This window comes from Candidatus Caldatribacterium sp. (assembly GCA_014359405.1).
GTDB lineage: Bacteria > Atribacterota > Atribacteria > Atribacterales > Caldatribacteriaceae > Caldatribacterium > Caldatribacterium oleiphilum.
This window is the reverse complement of record JACIZN010000154.1, coordinates 2,668-3,616: the sequence shown is the minus strand read 5'-3', so window position 1 is coordinate 3,616 and position 949 is coordinate 2,668. Positions and strand designations below refer to the sequence as shown.

Genomic DNA, 949 nt, shown 5'->3' with positions numbered 1-949 from the left:
TTGGTCTTTTGAGTGTTTTGCTCTTCCTTTTTGCTCCCTCACCCCTTGCCCACAAGACTTCCGGTGCCCTGAGTGGGGCACTCTTTGGGCACGCTCTCGCCTGCCGAACCCAGTTCAAAAAGAGACCTTTTCTACCAAAGGAGTACCTCGCAGGAGTGGGAGGAGTTGCGCTCCTTTACCTTGGAGGGAAGGTTGTACCTTTTGAAGGCTCCTTCTGGCTCTGGGTGCGATACTTTGCTCTGACCTTCTGTGCAACTTTTGTTTTCCCTGCCCTCTTGCGTTCCCAAAGCCATGATCCTCGTTGTCACACCCAACCCTTGCCTTGACAAAACTCTCTTTGTGGATGTCCACAAAACCGAGGGACGGGTTGAGGTCCTTCGGGTGAGCGAAATCGCCGGAGGAAAAGGCTCAAATGTTTGCCGGGTCCTCCGGGAACTCGCAGTCCCCTGCGTTCACCTTCTCCCCCTTGGGGGCTACACGGGGAGGCGGGTCTTTGACCTCCTCGTCGAAGAGGGTATCGAGACCGTTCCGGTATGGGTCCGTTCTCCAACCCGAGTAGTGACAACCGTCGTGGACAAAGCATGGCGCCAGATTGTGTATTTTGAGCCTCCTCATGAGATGAACTCAGAGGAGAAGGCGGAATTTCTCGGTACACTTGAAACTCTCCAGGAAAAGGCGGCGATGGTTCTCCTTTGTGGCAGCGTGCCCCCGTCTTTCCCGGAATTCCACGCCGAAGCACTCCTCCGTTGCCAAGGGAAAAAGGTCATAATCGACGGGAGGGGAAGGACTCTTCGCGAGCTCCCCTCTCCTCCTTTCGGAATAAAAATGAACCAGGAGGAGGCTGAAATCACCTTTGGAAAACCCCGGAGAAACCTTGCGGGCTGGGAAGAATTCTTCACCTTCTTCTTTACCCAGGGGATAGAGAGTGTTATACTCACCTTGGGGAAGA

Annotated in this window: 1 pseudogene (cut by a window edge); it reads left to right on the top strand. The window is 54.3% G+C overall.

Annotation, left to right across the window (positions count from 1 at the left end):
* Nucleotides 1-291: 291 nt before the first annotated feature.
* Nucleotides 292-949: pseudogene (locus tag H5U36_09640) on the top strand (hypothetical protein); it runs 254 nt beyond the window's last position.